Origin of the sequence: Micromonospora violae (genome assembly GCF_004217135.1) — a bacterium.
Lineage (GTDB): Bacteria > Actinomycetota > Actinomycetes > Mycobacteriales > Micromonosporaceae > Micromonospora > Micromonospora violae.
Genome location: NZ_SHKK01000001.1, coordinates 6,309,409 through 6,328,292 on the forward strand (window position 1 = coordinate 6,309,409; position 18,884 = coordinate 6,328,292).

16 protein-coding genes, 1 tRNA gene and 1 pseudogene are annotated in these 18,884 nt (G+C 70.4%); 15 read left to right on the forward strand and 3 right to left on the reverse strand.

Annotated features, from left to right (window positions below; all coding sequences use genetic code 11):
* The first annotated feature begins 13 nt into the window (after positions 1–13).
* From EV382_RS28530 to EV382_RS32950, 4 genes are all read left to right on the forward strand, one after another.
* Positions 14–370, forward strand: a complete 357-nt coding sequence (locus EV382_RS28530; protein WP_130406915.1) for a winged helix-turn-helix transcriptional regulator — start codon at positions 14–16, stop codon at positions 368–370.
* A gap of 85 nt (positions 371–455) precedes the next feature.
* Entirely contained in the window at positions 456–1,847 is a 1,392-nt protein-coding gene (locus EV382_RS28535; RefSeq protein ID WP_130406917.1) for a glycoside hydrolase family 6 protein, read from the forward strand.
* Between the two features lie 208 nt (positions 1,848–2,055).
* Entirely contained in the window at positions 2,056–2,592 is a 537-nt protein-coding gene (locus EV382_RS28540) for a hypothetical protein (RefSeq protein ID WP_130406919.1), read from the forward strand.
* Positions 2,593–3,051: 459 nt separating this feature from the next.
* On the forward strand, positions 3,052–6,249 hold the full coding sequence (locus EV382_RS32950) for a DUF7933 domain-containing protein (RefSeq protein WP_165435880.1): 3,198 nt from the start codon (positions 3,052–3,054) through the stop codon (positions 6,247–6,249).
* A gap of 208 nt (positions 6,250–6,457) precedes the next feature.
* Here the strand turns inward: EV382_RS32950 and EV382_RS32955 are convergent, their stop codons facing one another.
* From EV382_RS32955 to EV382_RS28555, 3 genes are read right to left on the reverse strand one after another with little or no spacing between them, the layout of a single operon-like run.
* Positions 6,458–6,613, reverse strand: a complete 156-nt coding sequence (locus EV382_RS32955) for a hypothetical protein (protein WP_165435881.1) — start codon at positions 6,611–6,613, stop codon at positions 6,458–6,460.
* Positions 6,614–6,649: 36 nt separating this feature from the next.
* Positions 6,650–7,183 carry a DUF5994 family protein gene (locus EV382_RS28550; RefSeq protein WP_130406921.1) on the reverse strand — a complete coding sequence of 178 codons (534 nt, stop codon included), beginning with the start codon at positions 7,181–7,183 and terminating at the stop codon, positions 6,650–6,652.
* Between the two features lie 3 nt (positions 7,184–7,186).
* Positions 7,187–7,531: a LapA family protein gene (locus EV382_RS28555; RefSeq protein ID WP_208758506.1), complete on the reverse strand. Its 345-nt coding sequence runs from the start codon at positions 7,529–7,531 to the stop codon at positions 7,187–7,189.
* A gap of 547 nt (positions 7,532–8,078) precedes the next feature.
* On the opposite strand from EV382_RS28555, the gene EV382_RS28560 reads away from it, so the two are divergent.
* From EV382_RS28560 to EV382_RS28605, 11 genes and pseudogenes are all read left to right on the forward strand, one after another.
* Entirely contained in the window at positions 8,079–8,798 is a 720-nt protein-coding gene (locus tag EV382_RS28560; protein ID WP_130406925.1) for a GAF and ANTAR domain-containing protein, read from the forward strand.
* Positions 8,799–8,890: 92 nt separating this feature from the next.
* Positions 8,891–9,622: a GAF and ANTAR domain-containing protein gene (locus tag EV382_RS28565; protein ID WP_130406927.1), complete on the forward strand. Its 732-nt coding sequence runs from the start codon at positions 8,891–8,893 to the stop codon at positions 9,620–9,622.
* A 223-nt stretch (positions 9,623–9,845) separates the two neighbouring features.
* Complete coding sequence (locus EV382_RS28570; protein ID WP_165435882.1) at positions 9,846–10,592, forward strand: sigma-70 family RNA polymerase sigma factor; 747 nt, start codon at positions 9,846–9,848, stop codon at positions 10,590–10,592.
* A 38-nt stretch (positions 10,593–10,630) separates the two neighbouring features.
* Entirely contained in the window at positions 10,631–10,804 is a 174-nt protein-coding gene (locus EV382_RS32960; protein WP_165435883.1) for a hypothetical protein, read from the forward strand.
* Positions 10,801–11,814 carry a glycosyltransferase family 4 protein gene (locus tag EV382_RS28575; protein ID WP_130406931.1) on the forward strand — a complete coding sequence of 338 codons (1,014 nt, stop codon included), beginning with the start codon at positions 10,801–10,803 and terminating at the stop codon, positions 11,812–11,814. Before EV382_RS32960 ends, EV382_RS28575 begins: the two co-directional genes overlap by 4 nt.
* Before the next feature lie 120 nt (positions 11,815–11,934).
* Complete coding sequence (locus EV382_RS28580) at positions 11,935–13,071, forward strand: glycosyltransferase (RefSeq protein WP_130406933.1); 1,137 nt, start codon at positions 11,935–11,937, stop codon at positions 13,069–13,071.
* Positions 13,068–14,120, forward strand: a complete 1,053-nt coding sequence (locus EV382_RS28585; protein WP_425271948.1) for a glycosyltransferase — start codon at positions 13,068–13,070, stop codon at positions 14,118–14,120. The genes EV382_RS28580 and EV382_RS28585 overlap by 4 nt, the downstream gene beginning before the upstream one ends.
* Positions 14,117–15,613: a glycoside hydrolase family 130 protein gene (locus tag EV382_RS28590; protein ID WP_130406935.1), complete on the forward strand. Its 1,497-nt coding sequence runs from the start codon at positions 14,117–14,119 to the stop codon at positions 15,611–15,613. Before EV382_RS28585 ends, EV382_RS28590 begins: the two co-directional genes overlap by 4 nt.
* 58 nt (positions 15,614–15,671) lie before the next feature.
* Positions 15,672–16,802, forward strand: coding sequence for a fatty acid desaturase family protein (locus EV382_RS28595; protein ID WP_130406937.1), 1,131 nt, complete (start codon positions 15,672–15,674; stop codon positions 16,800–16,802).
* A 527-nt stretch (positions 16,803–17,329) separates the two neighbouring features.
* A pseudogene (locus tag EV382_RS34030) lies at positions 17,330–18,525 on the forward strand (IS110 family RNA-guided transposase).
* Between the two features lie 208 nt (positions 18,526–18,733).
* Positions 18,734–18,806, forward strand: a tRNA-Arg gene (locus EV382_RS28605).
* Positions 18,807–18,884 lie beyond the last annotated feature (78 nt).

Below are 18,884 nucleotides of genomic sequence, written 5' to 3' on the forward strand. Positions count from 1 at the left end.
CGAGGAGGTGGCCATGGCCGAGCGGTACCGCTGCCCGGTGGAGTTGACCGTCGATCTGCTCGGCGGCAAGTGGCGCACGGTGATTCTGGCGTACCTCAAGGAGGGCGTGCACCGGTACGGGGAGCTGCGCCGGCGTCTGCCCGGCGTGAGCGAGAAGATGCTGACCCAGCGGCTCCGGGAGCTCGAAGCGGACGGCCTCGTCGCACGGCACGACCACCACACCGTCCCGCCGCACGTCGAGTACCGCCTGACGGACGAGGGTCGCAGCCTGGCACCGGTCCTTCAGGCGCTCTACGACTGGGGCACCGAACGGGCCGCCCGCTCCGGCACGCCGATCGACGACCCGGTGCCGCGGCCCGATCTCCGCTGATTGACGCATCGACCGCTCTGAACGTCTTGGCAGTGACGCGCGCCTCCGCTACCGTCCATGGGAACGCTCCCACAAACTTGGATACATGGATGTGATCAGGAGGCAACACGTCGTGGCTACCCTCTCCTCGCTCCGCCGCAGATCGGTGGCCGCCAGCGTGGCGGCTGTCGCGGGCGCCGCCGCCGTCGGCGTCTGCCTCACCGTCGGCAGCGCCTCAGCCGGCACCGTGTCCGGGTCGCTCTACCGCGACCCGAACTCCGCCGTCGTCCGCTGGGTCGCCGCCAACCCCGGCGACTCGCGGACCGCCGTCATCCGCGACAAGATCGCGAGTCAGCCGCAGGCCCGCTGGTTCGCCAACTTCAACCCGTCGACGGTGCAGTCCGAGGTCTCCGGGTTCATCGGCGCCGCCAACGCGGCGCAGCAGATCCCGGTGCTGGCGGTCTACGAGATCACCAACCGGGACTGCGGCGGGGCCAGCGCTGGTGGGGCGCCGGACCTCAACCAGTACCAGACGTGGGTGTCCAACTTCGCCAGGGGACTGGGCAACCAGACCGTCCTGATCATCCTGGAGACCGACTCGCTCGCCCTGCTGACGTGCCTGAGCCCCGCTGAGATCAACGCCCGCAACCAGGCGATCTCGACGGCCACCCAAACCATCAAATCGGCCAACCCCAACGCCAAGGTGTACCTCGACGCTGGCCACTCCACCTGGAACAGCGCCGGTGAGACGGCCAACCGGCTCCGGGCGGCCGGCGTGCAGTACGCCGACGGCTTCTTCAGCAACGTGTCGAACTACAACTCCACCTCCAACGAGGCGAACTTCGGCCGGGCGGTCATCTCCGCCCTCAACGGCATGGGCATCCAGGGCAAGCGCCAGGTCATCGACACCAGCCGCAACGGCGGCGCCAGCGGGGACTGGTGCGGTGACGACAACACCGACCGGCGCATCGGGCAGTACCCGACGACGAACACCGGCGACGTCAACATCGACGCGTACCTGTGGGTGAAGCCGCCGGGTGAGGCCGACGGCTGCCGCTACACGGCCGGTTCGTTCCAGCCCGAACTGGCCTTCAGCCTGGCCAACGGCGCGCCCAACCCGCCCACCACCACGCCGCCGACGACCACTCCGCCCACCACTCCGCCGACAACCCCGCCGACCACTCCGCCGACCACTCCGCCGGCCGGCGACGGCTGCTCCGCGTCGGTGGAGCTCAACCAGTGGTCCGGAGGCTTCACCGCGAACGTGACGGTCACCGCCGGTCAGTCGGACATCAACGGCTGGACCGTGACCGTCAACCTGCCCGGCGGCTCCGCGGTCACCAACACCTGGAACGCCCAGGCCAGCGGCAGCAGCGGCACCGTCCGATTCGCCAACGTGAGCTACAACGGACGCGTCCTCGGCCGGCAGTCGACCAACTTCGGCTTCCAGGGCACCGGCACCGGCCCGGGCGTGTCGGCGAACTGCGTGACCAGCTGACACCCATCCGATGCAGGAGGCCCGGCTCGGAGATCCACCCTCCGCGCCGGGCCTCCTGGCGTCGAAACCCCGGCTCGTCAGCACAATGGCGCCTGCGCGCGTCGGGCCCGGTAGGGCAATATCTCTTGCGTCATGGGCTGCTGCTCCGTGAAGCGGCAGGCGGGCAGGCGACGACAGTCGTCGACCCAAGCGGCATCCGGGGAGCGCAATGGTGACCGAACATGTCCGGGATGCGGCGGTGACGGCGTTCGTCTTCGGGTTCTTCGCGTCCAGTTGGTTCGGCTGGGCACAGGAGGCGCCACCGAGACGCTGGCGGCCGGTGCTCATCGCCGGTTCGGTTCTCGCACTGCTCACCGCTGCCGCCGGGGTGTTCCTCGGTTGGAGTCACCGATCCGACGGCACGGTCTTCGACGCCGACACCAGCCGAACCTTCGGCATCATCGTCGGTATCGAATTCGGGTTCGCCGCGCTCGGTGCCGGAGCGCTCACCCTGCTGCGGCGCGGTGAGCTGATCGCCCCCTGGGTCGCCCTCGTGGTGGGCGTGCACCTCTTCCCCGTGGCGGCGCTGCTCGACTACCCACTGATCCACGTCGTTGGCGTGCTGGTCACTGTGGTGGCGATCGCGGCCATCTTCGTGGCCCGGGCCCGCGCCCTGACGGTAAGCGCGGTGGTCGGGCTCGGCACCGGCGTGGTGCTCCTGGTCGCCGCGGTGTCCTCGCTCCTCATCGCCCTGCTCGCCTACTGAGACCGACTGCCGTCGAGGCATTCCGGCTCAGCCGTCCATGCGGCTGAGCCGCGTTCGATCTGCTTGAATGCGGGCCCTCGGAGGTCGCTCTGCAGGCAGGTGACCTGCAACTTTTCTCCTTCTAGGCACCCCGGTCGCACGGGTGTGTCGCTGTGATCGCCTGCTGAAGCTCAGCGCAAGTGCATAAGCGCTGCTCAGCCTCACTTCCCACGGAGCGCCGGGTTGGCCTCATGCGACGTGGCACGCCCGATTCCGACGCCGGGCCTCGCTGTGAGACACGGCCAGCAGGACTGGACGAGCGGTACGAGGACCTATCTGGTTACTGCCGTTTTAGTGCATCTTGTCGGTTTGAAGCATGTTTGCACCGCTACACTCCGGTCCGAGGCTTCTGGGTTGCTCATCGCGAGCGTCGGTGCAGCTTTCGCGTTCTGAATCTCTGCCCGCTGGCGGGCTTTATTGGTGGGGGAATCCGTGTCGAGATCCGTTTGGCTCGCGTATCGCGTGCGTCGTCGGTCCACTGCGATGCTGATGGCGGGGGCCGTCGCCGCTACGACCATCCTTGTCGGCGTCGCGGGGGCGCCGGCCTGGGCCCAGTCTCCGGTGCCGTTGGGGACTGCCGAGACCTACGGGGTGTTGGCCGGTCAGGCCGTCACCGACGTTCCGCCCCCCGTCGGTCCTTCGGTCATCAACGGGGACCTGGGCGTCTGGCCGGGCACGTCGGTCACCGGGGCTCCCGTGGTAAACGGCGCCACGCACATCGGCGACGCAGAAGCGATGCAGGCCCAGTCCGATCTGACCACGGCGTACAACTTCGCCGCGGCCGAGCCCACGACCAGCACGGTGGGCGAACTCGGCGGGCAAACCCTGGTCGCCGGGGTGTACACGTCACCCGCCACCATGTCTCTGACCGGCACCGTCACGTTGGACGGGCAGAACGATCCCAACTCGGTGTTCATCTTCCAAGCGGGGTCCGATCTGATCACCGCGGTTGACAGCCGGGTCAGCCTGGTCAACGGCGCCCAGGCGTGCAACGTGTTCTGGCAGGTCAGCAGCTCGGCGACCCTGAACACCCGGACCGTCTTCGTCGGAAGCATCCTGGCGCTGCAGTCGGCGACTCTGGGTGAGGGAGCCACCGTCGCCGGACGGGTACTGGCCCGCAACGGCGCCGTCACGCTGATCCACAACACGATCACGCGACCGTTCTGTGCCGCATCCATCGCGCCCCCGACCATCTCGAAGGCCTTCGAAGCTGCGACGATCCCGGTTGGCGGGACGACGTCGTTAAGTTTCACTCTCACCAACCCCAACGCGGGTACTGCGTTGACCGGGGTCAATTTCACCGATGCGCTACCCGCCGGGCTGGTGGTGGCCACTCCGAATGGCCTGACTGGTTCGTGCGGTGGTGGCACGATCGCCGCGACGGCCGGTGGTGGCAGCATCAGCCTGTCTGGTGCGACGCTGCCGGCTGGTGGGAGTTGCACGTTCTCGGTGAACGTCACCGCTACGACCAGCGGTACGAAGGTCAACACGACAAGTCCGGTGGACTCGAACGAGAGCGGCCCGGGCGCCGTCGCGTCGGCAACCGTCACGGTCGGCGCGGAGGTCGTCGCGCCACCGACGATCGCCAAGGCTTTCGATGACGCGACCATTCCGGTTGGCGGGACGACCGCGCTGGGTTTCAGCCTCACCAACCCCAACGCGGATACGTCATTGACCGGGGTCGGTTTCACTGACGCGCTGCCTGCGGGGTTGGTGGTGGCCACTCCGAATGGTCTGACTGGTTCGTGCGGTGGTGGCACGATCACCGCGACGGCCGGCAGTGGCAGCATCAGTTTGGCTGGCGCGACGTTGCCGGCTGGTGGGAGTTGCACGTTTTCGGTGAACGTCACCGCTACGACCAGCGGTACGAAGGTCAACACGACAAGTCCGGTGGACTCGAACGAGAGCGGCCCGGGCGCCGTCGCGTCGGCAACCGTCACGGTCGCCGTCGCCACACCACCGACGATCTCCAAAGCCTTCGAGGCCACGACCATCGCCGCGGACGGGACGACATCGCTGAGCTTCACCCTCAGCAACCCCAACGCGAGCACGCCGCTGACCGGAGTCAATTTCACCGATGCGCTGCCTGCGGGGTTGGTGGTGGCCACTCCGAATGGTCTGACTGGTTCGTGCGGTGGTGGCACGATCACCGCCACTGCCGGCAGTAGCAGCATCAGTCTGGCTGGCGCGACGTTGCCGGCTGGTGGGAGTTGCACGTTCTCGGTGAACGTCACCGGCACGACCAGCGGTACGAAGGTCAACACGACAAGTCCGGTGGACTCGAACGAGAGCGGCCCGGGCACCCCCGCCGCGGCGAGCATCACCGTCAGGGTTGCGGAAGCACCGACAATCGCCAAGGCATTCCAGGACCCCACCATCCCGCTCAACGGAACGACGGCGCTGGAGTTCACCCTTACCAACCCCAACGCGAACACGACGCTGACCGGTGTCAGCTTCGTCGACAACCTTCCTGCGGGGCTGGTGGTCGCCACTCCCAATGGCGCGGAGACCGACTGCGCCTCCGGCACGATCACTGCGACTGCCGGGAGCAGCACCATCAGCCTGTTCGGCGCCACCCTGCCGGCCAACGCAAGCTGCACCGTGTCAGTCAACGTCACCGGCACAACCACCGGAACGAAGGTCAATACCACCACCGCCGTCACCTCGGTTCAGAGTGGTCCGGGCGCCCCTGCCTCGGCAACCGTCACCGTCGGCGCGGCGGTCGTCGCGCCACCGACGATCGCCAAGGCTTTCGATGACGCGACCATTCCGGTTGGCGGGACGACCGCGCTGGGTTTCACCCTCAGCAACCCCAACGCGGATACGCCGCTGACCGGGGTCGGTTTCACTGACGCGCTGCCTGCGGGGTTGGTGGTGGCCACTCCGAATGGTCTGATTGGTTCGTGCGGTGGTGGCACGATCACCGCCACTGCCGGTAGCAGCAGCATCAGTCTGGCTGGCGCGACGTTGCCGGGTGGCGGGAGCTGCACGTTCTCGGTGAACGTCACCGCTACGACCAGCGGAACGAAGGTCAACACGAGCGGCCCGGTGGACTCGAACGAGAGCGGCCCCGGTGCTCCTGCCTCGGCAAGCATCACAGTCGGCGCCGTCGCAGCACCGTTGCTCGCCAAGGCATTCCGGGACGACACCATCCCCCTGAACGGGACGACGTCCCTGCGCTTCACCCTCCGCAACCCCAACCCGGCGACGTCGCTGACCGGAGTCGGTTTCGTCGACAACCTGCCTTCGGGTCTGGTAGTCGCCAATCCCAACGCCGCGCAGACCAACTGCGCCTCCGGCACGGTCACCGCGACGTCCGGCGGCAGCAGCATCAGCCTGGCCGGAGCCACCCTGCCCGCCAACGAGAGTTGCACGGTGTCGGTGAACGTCACCGGCAAGACCGCGGGGAAGAAGGTCAACACGACGGCCGCCACCTCGATCGAAACCGGTCCAGGCTCTCCTGCCTCGGCAAGCATCACGGTCCGTAAGGGCATGCTGCCCGTCACCGGCAGCCGGATCTCGACCTACGCCACGGTCGCACTGACCATGCTCGGCCTCGGTGGAATGCTCATCGTGATGAGCCACCGGCTGGTCCGGCGTAGGCGCCAAATCGCCTAGTGCCTCGTCCTGAGCGTTGATCGTGTAATCGGTCGGGGTTCTCAGGACCTGTCGGGGTATCGATGGCCGATGCGGCGCAGGGCGATCGTCGGCGATGTCCGCCCAGGGGCAACCGGCGCCGGACATGCCCCCTGTTGAGGTGACCAAAATGGAGTGGGGGCCGCACCGAGACGAATCGATGAGCAGACCCGCGATTAGGTCTGCGTCATCACCCGGTGCGGCCTCCGTTCCCTCGGCCAGCCGTTCTCCTGCTGGTTGGGCGCTCGTACTGCTGGACGACCCGTACCGCTCGGGCGGCGGCGACGAGACCGATGACACCGACCGCCACGATCGCGATCACGATGACTGTCTGCAGAGTGTCCATGAGGGCACTCCGGTCCGGGGAGGGGTGGTGAAGAAGTCATTGACGGGGCGGCGGCCCATCGGTGGTGCTGCCACCTTCGTTGTCCCACACCGCGTCCGCGGCGGAGCCGGTCGCCGCCGCGGCCCGGGGCCCGACCGGTGCGCTGGCCAGGATGTCGGGCGCGTGCCTGAGGTTGGTCGGGTCGGCGGCGGTCGCCATCGCCCACTCGGCTGCCGCCCGTGGCGTGGCGGGCGGCACCACCAGCAGGTCGACCTGTATGTCGCGGCCGGTGGTGGCGATCAGCAGGGCGGGATCGAGGGTGTCGAACCAGCCGATCCGGACCTCGTCCGGTCCGACGGTCAACCGGCGGATACGGCCTTCCCAGGTGCGGAGGTTGAGCATGAGATGCCGGATCCGGCCGTGGCGTTCGGACAGGGCGAGGACAAGGCCGGGGAGTTCGGCGGCCGGGTCCCAGGAGCGCGGCCACCACCCGCCGTCCAGGACCGTCCGATCCCGGTCGGGGGCGAGGACGAGCCGGGGCGCGGACGGCGCCGGCGCGGGGGTGGCGAGTCGTCGCGGGGTGACGGACATAGCTCAGCCGCCCTCACGTGGTGAGCGGGGCGGCAGCGGGACGCCGATGACGTCGGTCGTCGATGGGGGAGTCGGGCCGGACCCGGCCGGGTCGCCCGGGTGCGTGACGGGACGGCGGTCGAGCATCCTCAGCTGCACGATCCGGGCGGTGCCGGGCAAGGCGACGAGCAGGACCCCGAAGACCGCGGCCAGCAGCAGCGCCACCCCCATCGGCAGGGTGCCGTGAGCGCCGAGGAACGACACCTCGGCACGTTGCCCGTTCTGCAGTACGAAGATCAGGAGCAGCAGGAGCACGAACGCGAACACCACGGCAGCGACCCAGACGCCGCCGATCCGTGAGCGCTTCACCGACGGCCGCCGGGGCGTCGCACGAGGAGCATCGGTGCCGCCGCGGCCGTCCGGCGGGGAGAATCGAACATGACTGTTCCGGGGTGCGGTCATCACGAACCGCCGCCTTCCGATGAAGATCTGGCGCGCCTGGACGCCGTGGTGCGCCGGCGCGCCTGGATCATGGCGGGCCTGCGACGGACTGTCGCGGTCCGACGTGCCGGTGCGAGGGAGGTGCCTGGCCGGGAGAGCGACGGAGATCTGGCGGCCTGACGGGTGCATGCGGTGCGGTGAATGGCCAACACGGTGACCTCGATCGGCGGGGTGCGTCCGCCGACGGCGGACTGTCAGCCACCGGGGTCCCGAGCGACACCGCAAGCGTACGCCTCCGCGACCGGCCCGTCTGCCGCCGCAGCCGGGCCGGTGGGCGCCGGTCGTGCGGCGGCGTCCCGCGGGAGTACGGTGGGACCGTCGCCCGGGACCTCGGCGCCCTACGGCAGTGCGTCCATTTGACTGATCCGGGTCGGAGTCAGCAGTGCGCAAGGGTAATCCGGGGCGCAGCGATTCGATGAGTGTCGATCGTAGGCTGCGGCTGTGGGCTGTTCTCGTCGATGCTGCCCGGGGTGGCGCCGTCGCGGTCGATCATGTCTGCGCGGCGGCGGTCTCGGTCGCGGGCGTCGACTCCGCCGCCGTCGCAGTGGTCCTCGATGCCACGCCGCGCGAGCTGCTGTACGCCACCGACCGGACCGCGTCGGAGCTGGAAGACCTGACCCTGACCCTCGGTGAGGGGCCGTGCGTGGACGCGACCGGCGGTGGGCCTGTCCTGGTCGCCGATCTGACCGTGCCGGAGTGCCGGAACCGCTGGCCGGTGTTCGCGCCGGCGGCGGTGCTCGCCGGGGCCGGTGCGGTATTCGCGTTGCCACTACGGGTGGGCGGGATCCGCCTCGGTGTCCTGGACCTCTACCGGGTCGGTGCCGGTGACCTCGGGACGGAGCAACTGGCCGACGCACTGGTCCTGGCGGACACGGCATGCGCGGTGCTGCTGGACAACGCGACGCGCCACGGGGTGGACCGGGACGGTCAGTGGCCCGAGGGGACCGGCCTGCACCACCCCGAGGTGCACCAGGCGACCGGCATGATCACGGTCCAGCTGGGAGTGCCCGCGGCGGTGGCGCTCATCCGGTTGCGCGCCTACGCGTACTCCCAGGACCGGCGTCTCTGGGACGTGGCAGCTGATGTCGTCGCCCGGCGCCTGCGTCTCGGACCGGCCGGGACACCTGGTGACTGAGATGAGTGCACTAGAGAATCGGCGCCAGGACGGCGTCGCACGGACCATCCGTCGGGTGACCCGTGGAACCACTGATTGACGAGGTGACTGACATGGCCGAGACCCCGCTGGCCGACGTTTTCGTGGAGATGGCCGACACGCTCGTCGACGACTTCGACGTGATCGAGTTCCTGCACGTGCTGACCGAGAGGTGTGTCGAGCTGCTGGGTGTGTCGGCGGCCGGGCTGCTCCTGACCGACCAGCGGGACACGCTGCAGGTGGTCGCCGCCTCCTCCGAACGCACCCGACTGCTGGAGCTGTTCCAGCTCCAGACCGACCAGGGGCCCTGCCTCGACTGCTTCCGTACCGGGCAACCGGTGTCGGTCGCCGACCTGACCCAGACCACTGCCCGATGGCCGAGGTTCACCGCCGCCGCGGCCGAGGTCGGCTTCGCCGCGGTGCACGCCCTGCCCATGCGCCTGCGCTCCGAGGTGATCGGCGCGCTGAACCTCTTCGACGTCCGGCCGGGGGCCCTCGACGAGGGCAAGCTCCGCATCGGTCAGGCGCTCGCCGACGTGGCCACCATCGGACTGCTGCAACACCGCGCCATCCACCGACGCGACATGCTCACCGAACAGCTGCAAACCGCTCTGAACAGCCGTGTCCTGATCGAACAGGCCAAGGGAATCCTCGCCGAACGCCTCCAGGTGGACGTTGGTCAGGCCTTCGCGTTACTGCGCGACGGCGCCCGCAGCCGCAACCGGCGACTGTCCGAGCTGTCCCAGGCGATCGTCGACGGCTCCGAGCAGTTCGCGCCGGCACCAGCCACCCACCGGTCCGGCTGACGACCGATTCGCCCCCCGACTGCGCTTCCCACAGCCCGTCCGAGTGTCGGTCGGGGAGATGAAGGCGTACGGTGACGGTGTCGCCCGGGTCCCCGGTGGCCGCCATTCTCGCCGCCACCAGCCCGTTAGGGGCGTTGGAACAATGGTCACCTCCGCCGCGACACCCACAGCCGATTCCTCCCCTCCGACGCTCAACCCGGCTACTCCGGATAACGAACACCTGTTGCGTCGACGCGCAGCGCTGAACGCCGATGATCCCGACCGGGCACGACTGCGGGACCAGATCATCGAGGCGAACCTGCCGATGGCGGGTCGACTGGCCCGCCGGTACACCGGTCGCGGGGAGTCCTACGACGACCTGGCGCAGGTCGGCGCGCTCGGCCTGATCAAGGCCGTCGACGGGTACGACAGCAGTCGGGGCGTGCCGTTCGCCTCCTACGCGGTCCCGACCATTCTCGGCGGCATCCGGAAGCACTTCCGCGACACGGCCTGGGCGATCCGGGTGCCGCGTGCGGCTCAGGAACTGGGTGCACAGGTGCCCGAGGCCCGGGGCAGGCTGGCGCAGCAGCGCGGTCGCCAACCGACGGATCGAGAGCTCGCCGACGACCTGGAGGTGACCGTCGCCCAACTCGGGGCCGCCGTCGCCGCCCTCGGTGTCTACCGCCTGGCGTCGCTGAACGTGCCACGGCCCGGTGCCGACGGCATGGATCGCCGAGCGCTCAGCGGCGCCGCCGATGCGGGATACACGGCCGTGGACGATCAGCTCACCCTCGGAGACGATGACGTGGTCGTTCGTCGGATCGCCGCTACCGGGTCGTCGCCGCCGGTCAGCGGGACATCCACCCCCTCGACCTTCGAAGGGCGGGTCAGGCGGGCCCTTAACGTCCGCGCGCTCCGCCTGCGGGTGTTCCTCCTGGTAGCCGTTCTGCTCCTGCCCCTGGTGCTCGTCACGACGTTCGCCGACCGCTGACCACGACCGTCCCGAACGACTGATTGAGGGGATAGACGATGAGGATCGCCAGACACCGGATCGTTGCCGCGCTGCGCGAGCGCGGACAGCAGACCAGAGCCGAGTGGGTCGAGCGGGAACTGCCGGAGCGGGTGGACCCCGCCAAGCACGTGGGGCTGCTCGCCACCCTGCGCCTGGATCCGGCCGACCTCGCCGACGCGCCGTCCCCGTGAGGGTCGCCCTGCTCGGACCGGTCGCCTGGCGCACACCTCCGCATCACTACGGTCCCTGGGAGCAGGTGACCGGCCTGCTCGCCGAGGGGCTGGTCACCCGCGGCGTGGACGTGACCCTCTTCGCGACGCTCGACTCCGTCACCTCCGCCGACCTCGACGGCGTGTGCCCCCGGGGGTACGCCGACGACCCGAGCATGGACGGCCGGGTGTGGGAGGCGATGCACGTCTCCCACGCGATGGCCCGCTCGGCGGAGTTCGACCTGGTGCACAGCCACCTCGACTGGCTGCCACTGGCTTTCGCCGAGCACTGCCGAGCTCCGCTGCTCACCACCGTGCACGGCTTCTCCGGCGCGGGGATCCTCCCCGCGTACGCCCGGGCCCGCTCGTCCTACGTGTCGATCTCCGACGCCGACCGCAGCGCCGAGCTCGACTACGTCGCCACGGTGTACCACGGCGTCGACCTCACCGGACTGCCGTTCACTCGCGACGCCGGTCCGGGACTGGCCGCCTTCGGCCGGATCCACCCGGACAAGGGCACCCACACGGCCATCGAGATCGCCCGCCGCGCCGGCCGGCCGCTGACCATCTGCGGCATCGTGCAGGACGAGCGGTACTTCGCCGAACAGGTGGCCCCGCACATCGACGGCGACCAGGTCGTCTTCCTCGGCTCGGTCGGCCCTCGCCGCCGCGCGGAGGTGCTGGGCGCGAGCTCCGCGCTGCTGCACCCGATCGCCTTCGACGAGCCGTTCGGGCTGTCGGTGGTGGAGTCGATGGTCTGCGGCACGCCGGTCGTCGCCTACGCGCGGGGGTCCATGCCGGAGGTTGTCGACGAAGGGGTGACGGGGTTCCTCGCGCAGACCGTCGAGCAGGCCGTCGACGCCGTCGGCCAGGCTGCCGGGCTGGACCGGGCCGCCTGTCGGACCCGCGCCGGGCAGCGCTTCGGCGCGGACCGGATGGTCACCGACTACCTGGCCGTCTACGACCATCTCACCCGCCGATCGCACCGCTGAGCCCGATCACCGCCCACGAACCTGTTCCGCCGGCCACACACGCTGGCCGGCGTGCGCCGACACCGCGTGAGGCCGTCCCCGCCCTTTCGAGGCGGCCGACAACCGGAAGGCCCGACACCCATGCTCAGCTACGGATTCCTCAGCACCCACCCACCGACCCGGTGCGGACTGGCCACCTTCAACTGCGCCCTCGCCGCCCAGCTGACCGCCGACGGTACGCGCGGCGGCATCGTCCGGGTCACCGACCGCGGCGACGACCTGCGGGCCGGACCCGGGGTCGTGCACACCTGGTCGAGCCGTACCCAGGCCGGCTGGCGGGACGCCGCGGCGGCCCTGAACGCGTTCGACGTGGCCGTCGTGCAACACGAGTACGGGATCTATCCCGGCGTCGACGGCGAGGACGTCCTGCCGCTGCTGCGCCGGCTCACCGTGCCGAGCATCGTGGTCCTGCACACCGTGCTTCGCCGACCCTCCGTCCGGCAGAAGTCCCTGCTGGAGCAGATCGTCACCGCCGCCGGAGCGGTCGTCACGATGACCGACACGGCACGTGACCGGCTGCTCGTCGGCTACACCGTACGGCCGGACAAGGTGACGGTCATCCCGCACGGCGCCGTCGACCATGCCCGGGTACCCGCCGACCGACGGACCCGCCCGCACCTGCTGACCTGGGGACTCATCGGGCCCGGCAAGGGCATCGAGTGGTCCTTGCGGGCCCTCGCGCGGTTGCAGGACCTCGACCCGACACCCACCTACACCGTCGCGGGCCGGACCCACCCGAAGGTGGTCGAACACCAGGGGGAGGCGTACCGGGCGGGACTGCACCGGCTCGGCGCGCAGCTGGGCATCGCCCACGCCGTGGAGTACCAGGACGTCTACCACGACCAGCCCGCCCTCGGCCGGCTGATCCGCTCCGCCGACGTGGTCGTCCTGCCCTACGACTCCCGCGAACAGGTCACCTCGGGGGTGCTCATCGAGGCGGTGGCCGCCGGGGTGCCCGTCGTGGCCACGGCCTTCCCGCACGCCGTCGAGCTGCTCACCGGCGGCCCCGGCCTGGTCGTACCGCATCAGGACCCGGCGGCGCTGGCCGACGCGATCCGGCGGATCCTGACCGAACCGGGCCTGGGCGCGCGGCTGGCCGGCCGGGTCCGGCCGCTGGCCGCGGACCTGCACTGGCCGGCGGTGGCGGCCCGCTACGGCGCGCTCGCCGAGCGGCTCGTCGCGGCCCGTCAGCCCGCGGTCAGCGCGGCGTTGGCGTGACCGCGACCACCGGTCTGTCCAGCCGGCCCGGCAGCGGCCGCCGACATCCGACGCCCCGGCCCAGCTTCGCGCACCTGAGCCGGATGAGTGACGACACCGGGCTGTTCGAGCACGCCCGGCACGCCATCGTCCGGCGCGAGCACGGCTACTGCACCGACGACGTCGCCCGCGGCCTGGTCGTCACCAGCCGCGAGCCAGAGCCCACCGAGGAGGTGCTCCGGCTCGCCGAGCGCTACCTCGCCTTCCTGACCCACGCCCAGGACGTCGGCGGCGCCTTCCGCAACCGCCTCGGTCACGACCGGCGATGGACCGACGAGCCCAGGCTCGGCGACTGGTGGGGACGGGCACTGTGGGGGCTGGGCACCGCCGCGGCCCGTAGCCCCGCGCCCTGGATCAGGGAGGAGGCGCTGGTCGCCTTCAGTCGGGGCGCCACCCGACGCGCCCCGACCCCGCACGCGATGGCCTTCGCCGGGCTCGGCGCGGTCGAGGTGCTGCGTCGCCACCCGGCCCACGCCGCCGCGGCCGCACTGCTGGCGGACGCGGCCAACACGATCGGCGCCCCCGGAGCCGACCCGGTCTGGCCCTGGCCACAGCCACGGCTGACCTATGCCAACGCCGCCCTCGCGGAGGTCGTCATCGCCGCCAGCCAACTGCGCCACGACGGCCCGTCCCTCGACGACGGCCTGCGGATGCTGACCTGGCTGCGCGACGTCCAACTGCGCGACGGGCACCTGGCGGTCGTACCCGCCGGCGGTTGGGAACGCGGTGCGCCGCGGCGGAGCCACGACCAGCAGCCGATCGAGGTCGCCGCGTTCGCCGACGCCTGCGCCACGGCCGCCGACGTCACCGGCGACCCCGGCTGGGAGGTCGGGGTGCGGCAGGCGGTGGGGTGGTTCCTGGGTGCGAACGACGTCGGCACGCGGATGTGGGATCCGGCGACCGGCGGCGGCTACGACGGGCTGACCGCGCACGGACCCAACCTCAACCAGGGCGCCGAATCCACCCTCGCCGTGCTCTCCACCCTCCAGCACGCCCGGCGGTGGTCGTGACCGGGACCCTGGCCGTCCGGCACGGCGTGACCCTCGCCCCGGAGCCACGCCGGGTCGTCGTCAAACTCTTCGTCCCGGGCGAGGACGCCGCCCTGGTACGCAGCCGCGCGGCGGCGCTCATCACCCGCGTCGCGCACCTCGACGACGAGGAGACCGGCCGGCTGCTGCGGGACACCTTCGACCGCTTCGGCACCCGGCACCGCGACCTGGACGGCACCTTCCACCATCACTACGACCTCGTCCGGCACCGCATCGCCCGGGCCCGCGACCTACCTTCCACCACCCGGCTCCTGATCGGCGCCTACTTCAGCCACGAGTACGCGGTCGAGGCCGCCGCGCTGTGCAACCCGTCGATGGTGATCCACCCGGACCAGGGCGGTCTGGACGCCGGACAACTGCGGGTGGCGATCAGTCTGCGCCAGATCGGTGAGGGGCACCTGTCGTCCATCGGGTTCGCCTCCGCGGTCCTCGGGCCCGGGCACCGGCTCACCGTCGCCGACCGGTCCGGCCCGCCGGTCATCGGGCAGCGGATTGCCGTGCGGCATCGCCGGGACCTCCTCGCCGCCGGCCTGTCCGAGGTGGACTGCGACAACGAGATCACCGCCACCGTGCTGGACGCCCTGCCCGAGCGGTACGACGAGGCCACCTTCGCGCGGGTGCTCGGTGAGCTGCCACCGGACCTGCTCTCCCGCAGCACCGGGCCGGACACCCTCGAACACGTACGCCGCACCAACGCCGCCAGTTACGCCACGACCTTCCCCACCGACACCGCCCTGCACCAACGGGTGCTCTGGCCGGCCGTTCCGGCGGAGAGCAACGGCATGGAGGACGCTCGGTTCGTCAGGTTCACCGACGAGTCCGGACCCGTCTACCGGGCCACCTACACCGCCTACGACGGACGGCGCATCGCCACCCGCGCGCTGGCCAGCAGCGACCTGCGCCGCTTCGAGAGCACCCCGATGCGCGGGCCGGGCGTCCGCAACAAGGGCGTCGCGCTCTTCCCCCGTACCGTCGGCGGCCGGCACCTCGCCCTGTGTCGTGCCGACGGCGAGACCATCGGCCTCACCCGCCTGGACGGTGCGAACAGGTGGCAGGAACCGGTGCCGCTGCACGCCCCGCAGGACAGTTGGGAACTGGTCCAGGTCGGCAACTGCGGATCCCCCATCGAAACCGACGCCGGCTGGCTCGTACTCACCCACGGCGTCGGACCGATGCGCCGGTACGCCATCGGCGCGCTCCTGCTCGACCTGCACCGACCGGAACGGGTCCTCGCCCGGCTGCCCGGCGCGCTCCTGTCACCCGACGAGGCCGACCGGGACGGATACGTACCCAACGTCGTCTACTCCTGCGGCGGGCTCATCCACGCCGGCGAGCTGTGGTTGCCGTACGGGGCCAGCGACGCTCGGGTCGGTTTCGCCACCGTGGCGGTGGCCGCGCTCCTCGATGCGATGGCACGATCGCCGCACCGCCCTGCCGCGCCGGCGGCGGAGTAGGCTGGGGGCATTCGCCCCAGACCCCGGCGACGCGCTGCGCGTCATGCCGGGAGGATCCATGAGCACCATCGACCAGACCGTCGGAGCGGCGCCGCCGGGGTCGCGGCGCCGTCGCGGCAGCGACTACGCCGAACTGTTGAGCCGGGTGCGCCAGGCGGGCCTGCTGGAGCGGCGCCCGACCTACTACCTGGTCATGATCGCCGTCAACGCCGCGTTGGTCACCGCGGGCTGGACGATCTTCGTCCTGGTGGGGGACTCGTGGTGGCAACTGGTCACCGCGGCGTACCTCGCCGTGGTCTTCACCCAGAGCGGTTTCCTCGGCCACGACGCCGGCCACCGGCAGATCTTCCGGTCCCGACGCGCCAACCACCTGGTCGGGCTGGTGTACGGCAACCTAGCCATCGGGCTCGCTTTCGGCTGGTGGGTCGACAAGCACCACCGCCATCACGCCCACCCCAACACCGAGGGCCACGACCCCGACATCGCGGGCGAAGCTCTCGCGTTCACCGGGGCGCAGGCCGACCGGCGGCGCGGCGCGGGACGGCTGCTCGCCCGCCACCAGCGGCTCCTGTTCTTTCCGATGCTGCTGCTCGAAGGCGTGGCCCTGCACGTGGCCAGCGTCCGAGCGCTGTCCCGGTCCACCTATCGGGAGCGCGGCCGGGAGGCGCTGCTGCTCGGGCTGCACACCGCCGCATACCTCACCGCGGTCTTCGTGGTGCTGTCCCCGCTGCGCGCGGTGGCCTTCGTCATCGTGCAGCAGGGCCTGTTCGGGCTGTACCTGGGCTGCGCCTTCGCCCCCAACCACAAGGGCATGCCGATCCTCTGCGCGGACGAGGAGGTGGACTTCCTCCGCCGCCAGGTCCTCACCTCCCGCAACGTACGCGGCAACCGGCTGGTCGACTTCCTGCTCGGCGGCCTGAACCACCAGATCGAACACCACCTGTTTCCCAGCATGCCCCGCGCCGCACTGCGCCACGCCCGGCCGATCGTCCGCGCCTTCTGCCGCGAGCATGACCTGCCCTACGTCGAAACCGGCCTGCTCGACTCGTATCGGCAGGCACTGCGCCACCTGCACCACGTGGGGCGCGGCGTCCCGCCCGCCGGAGAATCCGCGTCTCCCGTCGAGCCGACCGGACCTACGGGAACGGCGGCGCGGCTGCGCGAGGCGGAGAACGTTGATCTTCGATGACGTGCGCGTCGTCGGCCCGGGGGGGCGAGTAGGACGACAGCGCCGGGTGCCCTTACGCCCAGCCATGCCGACGTTCTTTCGCGAACGGGCTGCTGGGTGTCACCCAGCTTCCCACTCAGGGTCACCTCGCCCCCGGGCCGGACCGGCTACCGCAGAGCACGGACTCGCTGCTGGGCCCGGCCGCGATCGCCAAAGGGCGGGTGAGGTCCTCAGGCCGCTGCGGCGTACCGGCGTGACGCCCCGACAGCCGACGCCGACGGCAGCAGGCTCCAGGAGTCCGTCCGGACCCGCAACCAGACATCGAATTGCATCGTTTGCTGATGTGGGCCCGGAGGGTCGGGTGACTGTCTGGATGTGTGCTGCCGATGTCATGGCCAGCTAGGAGTAGGACGCCCCGGCCCCCGCTGATGACCGCTGTATCAGCACTGGATGGAGACTTGCGACCGATCGCCCTCTCCGAAGTTGTGGCTACTGAACGGCGGCGGGTCCACGCCCCTTGACCAGACAATCGAGAAGGGTGATGCCCGATGGGCAGCCTGTGGGCCGGCGTCGACGTCGGCAAGACCCACCACCACGTGTGCGTCATCCTCGACGACGGCACCGTGGTGATGTCCGAGAAGATTCCCAACGACCAACAACCCATCTCCGGCATCGCCGGGCGGCTCGGCAAACGCCGCAAGCCGCTCCGCTGGGCCGTCGACCTACGCGGCGGACCCGCGTCGCTGCTGCTGGCGGTCCTGTTCGATCGAGGCGCGGACGTGCGCTACGGCAGCGGCACGGTCACCTCCCGGATGGCGGAGGCGTTCCACGGCGAACGCAAGACCGACGCCCACGACGCCTACGTCATCGCCCAGACCCTGCGCATGCGCGGCGACCTTCCGACGCTCACCCTCGCGGACGGGGTGCAGCAGCAGTTGAAGCTGCTCGTCTCCCGCCGCCTCGACCTGGTCGCCGACCGGGTCCGTATCGCCGCCCGCATTCAGGACCTCCTGACCATGATCAGCCCCGCCCTGGGGAAGGCGCTGAACCTGCGCAGCAAGGGTGCGCTGCGGCTCCTCGCGCAGTGGCAGACCCCCGCCGGAGTGCGCCGCGCCGGCGAAGCCCGCGTCCTGGCCTACATACGCCAGCACGGCGTCTGGGCCGCCAAGGCGCTCACCGCCAAGGTCTCACCGCCGCGCGGCCACAGACCGTCGCCGTCGCCGGGGAGGCCACCGCGGCAGGGATTGTGGCGCAGATGGCCACCGATCTGGAAGCGGTCAACGACCGCATCACCGCCATCGAGGAAACCATCGCCGCTGTCGTCGCCGAGCACGAGCTGGGGGAGATCGTCACCAGCCTGCCCGGCATTGGCACCACTCTCGCCGCCGAGTTCCTCGCCCACGCCGGCACCCTCACCACCTACGCCAGTCCTGCGGCACTCGCTGCCCACGCCGGGCTCGCACCAATCTCCCGGGACTCCGGCCGCCGCCAGGGCCACCAGGTTCGACCCCACCGCTACCACCGCGGCCTACGTCGGGTGTTCAGCATGTCCAGCTTCACCGCCCTGACCCACTGCCCACGATCACGCGCCTATTACGACAAGAAACGAGCCGAAGGAAAGACCCACCGCCAAGCCACCGCAGCCCTGTCCAGACAACGCCTCAACGTCCTCTGGGCCTGCATCCGCGACAAGACCCCCTACCAGCCCAAACAACCAAGATCAGCAGAGGTGGCGCTGTGCTAACTCGCGTAGAGACTCCTCCAGCGGATGCCAAGGGGGGTGAACCGGTGCCAACGCGGGTCAGCGCGTCAACCGCCGGTCGCAAACCGGGGTTCGTGTGCTCCGCGTCTGGTCCTGGGCTGGAACAACGGCGATCCGGGGAACGCGGGTGAACGCGGGCCACTCCCTGCCACCCCAGTTGAGCGCCTAGGTCGCTAGACTGTGCCCTCGCGCCCCCGTAGCTCAGGGGATAGAGCATCGGTTTCCTAAACCGTGTGTCGCAGGTTCGAATCCTGCCGGGGGCACCTCAAAGATCAGCAAACGCTCCCTGGTCTGCGCATTCGTTCTCGCGTCGATCAGTCGACCCGCGCAGCCGGAAGCCA

Excerpts from the sequence above, each read along its gene's own strand:
- EV382_RS28530 (WP_130406915.1), top strand. The coding sequence starts at position 14 with ATGGCCGAGCGGTACCGCTGCCCGGTGGAGTTGACCGTCGATCTGCTC.
- EV382_RS28535 (WP_130406917.1), top strand. The coding sequence starts at position 456 with ATGGATGTGATCAGGAGGCAACACGTCGTGGCTACCCTCTCCTCGCTC.
- EV382_RS28540 (WP_130406919.1), top strand. The coding sequence starts at position 2,056 with ATGGTGACCGAACATGTCCGGGATGCGGCGGTGACGGCGTTCGTCTTC.
- EV382_RS32955 (WP_165435881.1), bottom strand. The coding sequence starts at position 6,613 with ATGGACACTCTGCAGACAGTCATCGTGATCGCGATCGTGGCGGTCGGT.
- EV382_RS28550 (WP_130406921.1), bottom strand. The coding sequence starts at position 7,183 with ATGTCCGTCACCCCGCGACGACTCGCCACCCCCGCGCCGGCGCCGTCC.
- EV382_RS28560 (WP_130406925.1), top strand. The coding sequence starts at position 8,079 with ATGAGTGTCGATCGTAGGCTGCGGCTGTGGGCTGTTCTCGTCGATGCT.
- EV382_RS28565 (WP_130406927.1), top strand. The coding sequence starts at position 8,891 with ATGGCCGAGACCCCGCTGGCCGACGTTTTCGTGGAGATGGCCGACACG.
- EV382_RS32960 (WP_165435883.1), top strand. The coding sequence starts at position 10,631 with ATGAGGATCGCCAGACACCGGATCGTTGCCGCGCTGCGCGAGCGCGGA.
- EV382_RS28580 (WP_130406933.1), top strand. The coding sequence starts at position 11,935 with ATGCTCAGCTACGGATTCCTCAGCACCCACCCACCGACCCGGTGCGGA.
- EV382_RS28595 (WP_130406937.1), top strand. The coding sequence starts at position 15,672 with ATGAGCACCATCGACCAGACCGTCGGAGCGGCGCCGCCGGGGTCGCGG.